Annotated in this window: 7 protein-coding genes and 1 pseudogene; 2 read left to right on the forward strand and 6 right to left on the reverse strand. The window is 70.5% G+C overall.

The features are described from left to right. Positions 1-404 (reverse strand): GtrA family protein (locus tag IJH84_RS17985; RefSeq protein WP_295146524.1); only part of this gene is annotated, 404 nt, incomplete at its 3' end. 327 nt (positions 405-731) lie between these two features. Between IJH84_RS17985 and IJH84_RS17990 the strand changes: the two genes are divergently transcribed. Together IJH84_RS17990 and IJH84_RS17995 are read left to right on the forward strand one after the other, a co-directional pair. Then, entirely contained in the window at positions 732-2,987 is a 2,256-nt protein-coding gene (locus IJH84_RS17990) for a glycoside hydrolase family 3 C-terminal domain-containing protein (RefSeq protein ID WP_295146525.1), read from the forward strand. Between the two features lie 63 nt (positions 2,988-3,050). Next, positions 3,051-3,263, forward strand: coding sequence for a hypothetical protein (locus IJH84_RS17995; protein ID WP_200072407.1), 213 nt, complete (start codon positions 3,051-3,053; stop codon positions 3,261-3,263). Between the two features lie 110 nt (positions 3,264-3,373). Here the strand turns inward: IJH84_RS17995 and IJH84_RS18000 are convergent, their stop codons facing one another. The 5 genes and pseudogenes from IJH84_RS18000 to IJH84_RS18020 form a co-directional block, all read right to left on the reverse strand. Beyond that, positions 3,374-4,759 (reverse strand): arsenic transporter, encoded by a 1,386-nt coding sequence (locus tag IJH84_RS18000; RefSeq protein WP_295146526.1) that lies wholly within the window; start codon positions 4,757-4,759, stop codon positions 3,374-3,376. Positions 4,760-4,954: 195 nt separating this feature from the next. Continuing rightward, positions 4,955-6,382, reverse strand: coding sequence for a sodium:solute symporter family protein (locus IJH84_RS18005; protein WP_295146527.1), 1,428 nt, complete (start codon positions 6,380-6,382; stop codon positions 4,955-4,957). Further along, a complete protein-coding gene (locus IJH84_RS18010) occupies positions 6,379-6,597 on the reverse strand; it encodes a DUF3311 domain-containing protein (protein WP_295146528.1) in 219 nt (72 codons plus the stop codon). Before IJH84_RS18010 ends, IJH84_RS18005 begins: the two co-directional genes overlap by 4 nt. Positions 6,598-7,022: 425 nt before the next feature. Then, positions 7,023-8,651, reverse strand: coding sequence for an NAD(P)/FAD-dependent oxidoreductase (locus tag IJH84_RS18015; protein WP_295146529.1), 1,629 nt, complete (start codon positions 8,649-8,651; stop codon positions 7,023-7,025). A 247-nt stretch (positions 8,652-8,898) separates the two neighbouring features. Then, a pseudogene (locus IJH84_RS18020) lies at positions 8,899-9,001 on the reverse strand (siderophore-interacting protein); the annotation flags it as partial.

Genomic DNA, 9,001 nt, shown 5'->3' on the forward strand with positions numbered 1-9,001 from the left:
GCGACCGCCGCGGCCTCGGCGACGCTGCCGGGATCGTCGTCGGCAAGATGCAGCAGGGCCAGCGCAACTGCGCTGGACACGCAATAGAAAGCGAGCGTCGCCGCGCTCTGCAGGTGCAGCCGCAGCCTGTGCACCGGCATACCGGTGAACACCATGCGGCGGTGCACCGCGGTGGACCCGAGCGTCGTGAGCAGCAGCGACAGCAGGTTCGCGGGTCCGGTGTCGAGGATGTTGCGCAGCAACAGGTACAGCACCGCGTTGATCCCGGTGGTCAGGCCGCCGACCCCGGTGAACAGCACGGCCTGCGCCACCGCACCGCGCCGCTTCGGCGCGGTGCGCCGCAGCCGGACCATCCACTGCGGACACCAGCCGTCGGTCAACGCGAAAGCCTCCCCCGTCTTCATCCGACCCGCCGTTCGCACCGCCGGTCGTCGCATCTCGACACTAGATCGGGAGTGCGCTAGAACCCTGGACAGAAGCCGGGCACGAGCTGGGTACCGACGTGTAGCCCGAGCAGGGCGATGACCTGCGACGATTCGGGCGAATCCGGCTGGGTCCGCGCCGCCGGAGGGAACATCCGCTCGGGAAATCCCTCGTGAGACGTTGCGCACCAAGATCGTCCACCAGGCCCGGCGGGCGGCGGCGAGGTGCGACGACCGGGGACGATCTCAGGTAGGAGTGGACGGAGCGGGCGCGTGAGCGCCGACCGGAGATCGTGCGAGGAGGCCGCCATGACCACGTCAAGTGCCGAGGAGTTCCACAGCACGGCGCTGACGCTCGACGAGAAGATCGCGCTGCTGGACGGCTCGGACTTCTGGCACACCGAATCACTCCCCCGCCTCGGCATCCCGCCGATCACGCTCACCGACGGCCCGCACGGCCTGCGCAAGCAGCCCGAAGGCGGCGACCACCTGGGCATCGGCGACAGCGTGCCCGCCACCTGCTTCCCCACCGCGGCCGCGCTGGCCTGCTCCTGGGACGTGGACCTGCTCGGCCGGGTAGGTGCGGCGCTGGGCCGGGAATGCCGCGCCGAAGGGGTTTCGGTGCTGCTCGGCCCGGGCGTGAACATGAAGCGGACGCCGTTGTGCGGGCGGAACTTCGAGTACTTCGCCGAGGATCCGCTGCTGGCCGGGCACCTGGCGGCCGCCCTGGTCGAAGGCGTGCAGGCGCAGGGCGTGGGCACCTCGCTGAAGCACTTCGCGGTGAACAACCAGGAGACCGAGCGGATGTCGATCTCCGCGGAGGTCGACGAGCGCACCCTGCGCGAGATCTACCTCACCGCGTTCGAGCACGTGGTCACCACGGCCCGCCCGTGGACGGTGATGTCCTCCTACAACCGGATCAACGGCGTCTACGCCTCCGAGAACCGGTGGCTGCTGACCGACCTGCTGCGCGGCGAGTGGGGATTCGACGGGCTCGTGGTCTCCGACTGGGGCGCGGTCAGCAGCCGCGACGACGCGCTGCGGGCCGGACTCGACCTGGAAATGCCGACTTCCGGCGGACTGGGCGGCGCGGTGGTGCGCAACGCCTACGAGGCGGGCACTGTCAGCGAGGACGAGATCGACCTCGCCGTGCAGCGCCTGCTACGGCTCGTCGAACGCACGCGACCGGCGCTGCGCGAGGGCGGCGAGTACGACTCCGGCGAACACCACGCCTTGGCCCGGGAAGCCGCCGCGGGCAGCGCCGTGCTGCTCAAGAACGACGACGGAATCCTTCCGCTGCAAGGTGATTCCACGGTCGCGGTGCTCGGCGAACTGGCCCGGGCGCCGCGCTACCAGGGCGCCGGGAGCTCCCAGGTGGTGCCGACCCGGCTGGACGACGCGCTCAGCGCACTGCGCGCGGCGCTGCCCGGCGAGGTGCCGTTCGCACCCGGCTATTCCGTCGATTCCGGCAGCTCCGACGGCATCGCCGAGGCGGTCGAGGTGGCCGCGCGCGCCGATGTCGCCGTGCTGTTCCTCGGCCTGCCGCCGGACGCGGAGTCCGAAGGCTTCGACCGCGATCACCTGGACCTGCCAGCCGAGCAGCTCGAACTGCTGCACGCGGTAGCCGAGGTGCAGGAGCGGATCGTGGTGGTGCTCGCAGGCGGCTCGGTCGTGACGGTCGATCCGTGGCAGCAGCACGCCAAGGCGCTGCTGCACGGCTGGCTGCCCGGCCAAGCGGGCGGTGCCGCGCTGGCCGACGTGCTCACCGGCGCGGTCACCCCGTCCGGCAAGCTCGCCGAGACGATCCCGGTGCGCTACGCCGACACTCCCGCGTTCGGCAACTTCCCCGGAGAGTTCGACGCGGTCCGCTACGGCGAGGGGCCGCTGATCGGCTACCGCTGGTACGACGCGCGCGGGCTCGACGTGAGCTACCCGTTCGGCCACGGCCTGTCCTACACCTCGTTCGAATACCGCGACCTGGACGTGCGGATCCTCGACGACGGTCCGGAACCGAGCGTGCGCGTGGAGTTCACCGTCGCCAACACCGGCGGCCGGGCGGGCTCCGAGGTCGCCCAGCTCTACGTCGGCGACCCGGTCTCCGCCGCGCAGCGGCCGGAGCAGGAGCTCAAGGCGTTCCGCAAGGTCGCGTTGGAACCCGGTGCGAGCCAACGGGTTTCGCTCGAACTCGGCAGCCGCGCGTTCGCCTACTGGCACACCTCGATGGGCCGGTGGGTCGTGGAAGGCGGCGAGTTCGTGCTGCACGCGGGCACTTCCTCCCGGGACATCCGGCTGCGCACGACCATCGAGTTGACCGGCGAAACCGTGCGGGGCGTGCCGACTCCGGGCTCGGAGCTCGGCACCTGGCTGGACCACCCGGTGCTCGGCCCGCGGCTGCTGTCCGCGCTGGGCGGCGGCGGAATGATGGGCGAGCTGGTCTCCGATCCGCAGCTGATCAAGCTCGTGCGGGCGATCCCGGCCGAGCGGATGACCCGCTTCCCGGGAGTTCCCGTCACCGCGGAGATGTTGCACGAGTGGTCGGCCGAGGCGCGCAGTTCCCCGGCGTGACGGGGAACTCTTCCGGGCGGCCCGCTGCGAAGATCGGCTTCCGGTGGCTGCACACTGGGTGGCGTGGAGGAGAAGTTGGACAACGCGCGCCCACAGCTGACCGCGGCAGTGTGCGCCCACGTGGGAATCGGAGCCGACGACTCGGTGGCGCGGGCCGCCCGGGACCGGCTGGGCAATGCGCTGGCGAACTACCGGCGGCGCGCCTCGAACGGCCAGCACGGCCAGCCGATGGAGGACCGCCTGCTGCCCGGCGACGGGGATTTCAAGCTCAGCTGAGCGAGCGGCGCGCTGCCGCGGGTTCTGCTTGAGAAGTAGCGGCAACCGCTTGCGGCGCCCGGGGACTCAGCCGGACAACCGGCGGGTTCTCAGGTGTCTATGACCCCTACCTAGGCGTCCAGCACAGCGAGCCAGCCGGCGAGCGCGCACAGCGTCACCAGCAGTACGGGCACGGTGAGCACGATGCCGGTGCGGAAGTAGCGGCCCCATCCGATCCGCACCCCGTGCCGTTCGAGCACGTGCAGCCACAGCAACGTGGCGAGGCTGCCGATCGGCGTGATCTTCGGCCCGAGGTCGGAGCCGATGACGTTGGCGTACACCATCGCCTCGTGCGCCAGGCCCGGTGCGCTGGTCGCGCCGATCGCCAGCGCGGCGATCAGGACCGTCGGCAGGTTGTTCATCACCGAAGCGAGCGCGGCCACCACGACACCGGTGCCCACCGCCGCGGCGAGCAGCCCGTGCGCGCCGAACCAGCCGAACAGCCCGGCAAGTTCGCGGGTGAGTCCCTGGTTGCGCAGTCCGTAAACGACCAGGTACATGCCGACGCTGAACAGCACGATCTGCCACGGCGCCTCCCGGACCACCTTGCCGACCGGGATGCGCCGCGCAGCACCGGAATCGCCGAGCCCGACGGAACTGCTGGGGCTGCTGGCCGGCACCAGCCGGGATTCCGTTGCGGCGTAAGCGAATGCGGGCCACCGGGCGGCGACCGACAGCAGCGCCAGCGCACCCGCTCCGATCACCGCCGACAGCGGCACCCCGAGCGGTTCGGCGGCGAAGTAACCGACCAGCAGCAGGACCAGCACCACCCAGCCTGCGCGGAAGGTGAGCCGGTCGCTGATGGCCGAAGCCGGCTCGCCCAGCGCGTCGGTGCTGTAGCGCTGCGGCACGTCGCGGCGGAAGTACCACCACAGCACCGCCAGGCTCGCGGCCACCGACACCACCCCCACCGGCAGCATCACCAGCGCGTAGCGGGTGAACCCGATGCCGAAGAAGTCCGCCGAGACGATGTTGACCAGGTTCGACACCACCAGCGGCAGGCTTCCGGTGTCGGCGACGAACCCGGTCGCCAGCGCGAACCCGAGCACCGCCCGCGGCGGGAACCGCAGCGCGTGCACCACCCGCAGCACGATCGGCGTGAGGATCAGCGCGGCGCCGTCGTTGGCGAACACCGCCGAGATCACCGCGCCCAGCAGCACGACCAGCACGAACAGCCGGCGCCCGCCGCCGCGTCCCCAGCGCGCCACGTGCAGCGCGGCCCACTCGAAGAAACCGCACTCGTCGAGCAGCAGCGACACCAGCACGATCGCGACGAACGCCAGGGTGGCGTTCCACACCAACCCGAGCACCGTGGGCACGTCGGAGAAGCCGACGACGGTCGTTGCCAGTGCCACGGCAGCGCCGCCGAGCGCGCTCCAGCCGATGCCGAGCCCCTTCGGCCGCCAGATCACCAGCGCCAGCGTTCCGGCGAAGATCAGCAGCGCGGTCAGCGTCATGCCACTCCCGTGCGGTTCGTGAATCGTCCGCACGATTTTCGCCGTGCTACGGAGCCGTAGGGGTCCAGTGCCGCTCACGTCACAGCTAAAAACCGATCCGCGTACCGCCGCCCTGCTCCGCCGCGGTACCAGCGCCGCGGCGGTCTCGCCGCTTCAACGAGTCGCCCCCGGAGCAGGTTCGCCGGGATCGGCGGCTCACCGGCCGCTGCGGACCACCTCGGGCGCAGCCTCCGGCGTGGACCGGCGCAGCACGGCCGAAACCGCGCCCAGCACAAGCACGTTCAGCGCGAGACCGACCAGCCCGGAACTGACGCCGAACAGCGTCACCCCGGTCACCGCCGAAGCCAGCACCACGCACTCGCCCGCGATCACTCCGGCCAGCACGGCCCCGGCGCGCACCGGCACGCGCTCGCGCAGCGCGAGCAGGTTCGCCGGTGCCAGCTGGATCATTCCGCTGTAGGTCAGCAGGTACAGGTCCGCCATCAGCTCCGGGCGCCCGAGCGTCAAGGCCAGCACCAGCGCCGAAACCACCCCTGCGGTGACGCGGCTGGCCCGCAGCCGAGACTCCGCGGGCATCCCGCTCGGCACCAGGTTGCTCGACACCAGCGTCGCGACGCAGATCAATCCGCCGGCGGCGGGCACCATGGCGCACGCGGCACCCGCGATCAGCACGACGGCCAGCAGCCACGGCGGCAACGTCTCCCGGGCCATGCCGAGCAATGCGGCGTTGCCGTCCGCGGAACGCCCGTCCGCGACCGCGTAGAAGCCCACCAGCACCGGGATCGCCACGGCCACCGTGTACAGCGGGAGGAAGACGTGGTTGGACGCCACTGCCCGCGCCGAATTCCCGGAAAGCACCGCGGGCCAGCTCGAAGGCAGCGTCATGCAGCCGAACCCGGCGCCGCTGACCAGCACGCTGGAGACGTACCAGACCGTGCCGTACTCGCCGCCGGGCTGGATCGTGAGCAGCTCGCGCGCGCCGCCGAGCACCGAGGCGAACAACCCGCCCTCCGGCTGCCGCGCCAGCAGCACACCGGCCCCGATGATCATTAGCGCGAGCACCATGAGCACGTCTTTGAGGTAGGAGGTCGCGGCCACGCCGTGCAATCCGGACCACACCACGAAAAGCAGCACCAGCACCATCGCCACGACGATGCTCGTCGTGCCCGTGGTCTCATCGCCGGTCATGAACGACACGATCGTGCCGAGCCCGATCAGCTGCACCTGGATGACCGGCATGAAGAACACGATCGACAGCACCGCGGTGATCCCGCCGAGCACCGGCGAGCCGAACCGGTGCCGCAGCATGTCCGGGTTGGTTCGATAGCCGTGCCGCTTGCCCAGCCGCCACACCAGCGGCCCGACCAGGAACATCCCGACGTAGCCGATCACCAGGTACGACGGCATGTACATCGCGGCGACACCGCCGCCGAGCACCACCCCGGAGATGCCGAGGAACGTGAACGTCGTGAAGATCTCCCCGGCCTGCAGGAAGAACGTCGCCACGGCCCCGAACCGGCGCCCGCCGACCGTCCAGGACGACAGGTCGAACCCGCCGCCGCGCCTGCCCAGCAGGCCGATGACCGCAATGAGCAACAGTCCGGCCAGCGCGGTGACGATCATGCGCCGTCCTCCGCATCCGGCGCCAGCCGCCCGGACCGCTCGTCGCGGCGCAGCACGAACGCCAGGATCAGGCTGGTCAGCACGCACCAGGCGCACACCCACACCAGCACCGACGGCAGGCCGAACCACGGGGTTGCGCTGTTGACGAACGGGAAGAACGGGGTGCCCAGCAGTGCGATCACCGGCAGCACGAGCAGGGCGTGGAAGGGCTTCACCGGCGCCCGCCCGCCGTGCGCTCGCCCGTCCTGCGACCGCCCGCACTTTGTCCGCGCCGCCTCATCACCATCGCCATGCCACGCCTCCCAACCGCCGCCGGAATCCCGGCTGCGCACGATGCCGTGGCAACGCTAAGAATCCGCACCTCGGATGGCAACGGTCCGCGCCCGTAACCCCCGGCACGCCACGCTCCGCCACCCCGCGGACACCCGCCGTCCCCGCCACTGCCGAACCGAGCGAACGGACCGTTTGACCAATCTAGTGGGACGAACAGGCCGTTCACTCGGCTCAACCTGCCCAGTTGGGGTGGCGCGTCGGGGTGTCAGCACGGGGTGCCTATGCGCGGTGGACCGTGAGCGAACGGACCGTTGGTCCCAATAGATTGGACGAGCAGGCCGTTCACTCGGAACCGGCGGGGAAGCGCTCACTTGAGCAAGAAGCCGCGGTAGTCGTCGGCGGCGATCTGTTCGCAGGTGTCCTCGTAGGTGGCGAACCCGCCCGCGTAGGGCATGAAGACCCGCTCCTTGCCGGGGATGTTCGCGCCGAGGTACCAGGAATTGCCGCGCGGGAACAGGGTTCCGTCCGCCACCTCGTTGACGTGCGCGACCCACTCGTCCTCGGCCGCAGCGGTGGCCTCGATCGACTCGTAGCCGCCCGCTCGGACGTGCTCGATGCAGCGCGCGGTCCACTCCACGTGCTGCTCGATGGAAGTGATCATGTTCGTGAGCACCGAAGGGCTTCCCGGCCCGGCCAGCAGGAACATGTTCGGGAACCCGGCCACGCCCAACCCGAGGTAGGTGCGCGGACCCGCCGACCACTTCGCCGCCAGCTCCGCGCCATCCCGCCCGCGGACGTCGATCCTGGTCAGCGCACCGGTCATCGCGTCGAAACCGGTCGCCAGCACCAGCGAGTCGAACTCGTGCTCACCGCCCGCGGTGCGCACCCCGCGCTCGGTGATCGCCCGCAGCGGCTCCGCCCGCGAGTCCACAAGGGACACGTTGTCCCGGTTGAACGTTTCGAGGTAGTCGATGTCCACGCAGATCCGCTTGGTGCCCAACGGATAGCTGCGCGGGGTCAGCGCTTCGGCGACGTCCGGGTCGTCGACCCGTTCGCGGGTCTTCTCCCGCACGAACTCCGCCGCGGTCTCGTTCGCCGCCGCGTCGCTGGCCAGGTCCGCGTAGGCGCCGAGCAGCATCGGACCGCCGATCTCCCAACGCCGCTCGTACTCCGCGCGCCGGGCCTGCTCGTCGACTTCGAGGGCGCACGTCGCGGTGTCCTCGCGCACCATGCCCGCTTGCGAGCGCCGCGCCAGCCGCCTGCGCTCGCGGTAGTTCTTCTTGATCTCGCGCTGCACCTCCGGTTCGAGCGGGTGGTTGCGCGCGGGCACCGTGTAAGCGGGGGTGCGCTGGAAGACGGTGAGCTGCGCGGCCTGCTCGCTGAGCACGGGAATGCTCTGCACCGCCGAAGAACCGGTGCCGATGATGCCGACCCGCTGCCCGGTGAAGTCGATCTCGCGGTGCGGCCACCGGCCGGTGTAGTAGACCGGTCCCGCGAACTCGTCGAGACCGGGGATGTCCGGGATCTGCGGGACCGACAGGCAGCCGGTCGCCATCACGCAGAACGTGGCGCGCACCGGATCGCCCTGCTCGGGATCGCCCTGCTCCGGATACACCGTCCACGTCGCGCTCGGCTCGTCGTAGTGCGCGGCCGCCACCCGGGTGTCGAACACGATGTCCCGGCGCAGGTCGAAGCGTTCGGCGACGTGCCGCAGGTATTCGAGGATCTCCGGCTGCGCGGGGTAGCGCTCCTGCCAGTTCCACTCCTGCTCCAGTTCCGGGGAGAACGAGTAGGAGTAGTCCACGCTCTCGACGTCGCAGCGCGCTCCCGGATAGCGGTTCCAGTACCAGGTTCCTCCGACGTCGGAACCCGCCTCGTAGATCCGGGCGCGCAGGCCCGACTCGCGGAGCTTGTGCAGCATGTACAGCCCGGTGAAGCCGGCTCCGACGATCACGGCGTCGAGCCGCTCGGTGGCGCGCGGTGACGTGTTCGCCATGCGGGGCACCTGCTTTCTCGAGAGGCAGCCAGGACCAGAAGACCACGACGCGCCGCGAATGTGATCGACGCCACCGCCACCGTGCAGCGGCGCCGATCGGAAAGTCAACGTTGACCGTTATATTGATCGTCATGATTACTCGTCCGGCGCAGTGCCCGCGGCTGCGCCCTGAGCGGTGAATCCGCTGCCGGAAACGCAAAAAGGGCCCGCGATCAGCGGCTGATCGCGGGCCCCGCGGCGATGTTCGTCAGGTCTTCTCGGCGGCCTTCTCGGCCGCCTTCTCCGCGCGCCACTGCTCGTCGGTCTTGCCTTCCCGCCAGTAGCCGGAGATCGACAGCCGCTCCTTGCCC

Origin of the sequence: Saccharopolyspora sp. (assembly GCF_017434145.1) — a bacterium.
Lineage (GTDB): Bacteria > Actinomycetota > Actinomycetes > Mycobacteriales > Pseudonocardiaceae > Saccharopolyspora_C > Saccharopolyspora_C galaxeae.

Excerpts from the sequence above, each read along its gene's own strand:
- IJH84_RS17990 (WP_295146525.1), top strand. The coding sequence starts at position 732 with ATGACCACGTCAAGTGCCGAGGAGTTCCACAGCACGGCGCTGACGCTC.
- IJH84_RS18000 (WP_295146526.1), bottom strand. The coding sequence starts at position 4,759 with ATGACGCTGACCGCGCTGCTGATCTTCGCCGGAACGCTGGCGCTGGTG.
- IJH84_RS18005 (WP_295146527.1), bottom strand. The coding sequence starts at position 6,382 with ATGATCGTCACCGCGCTGGCCGGACTGTTGCTCATTGCGGTCATCGGC.
- IJH84_RS18015 (WP_295146529.1), bottom strand. The coding sequence starts at position 8,651 with ATGGCGAACACGTCACCGCGCGCCACCGAGCGGCTCGACGCCGTGATC.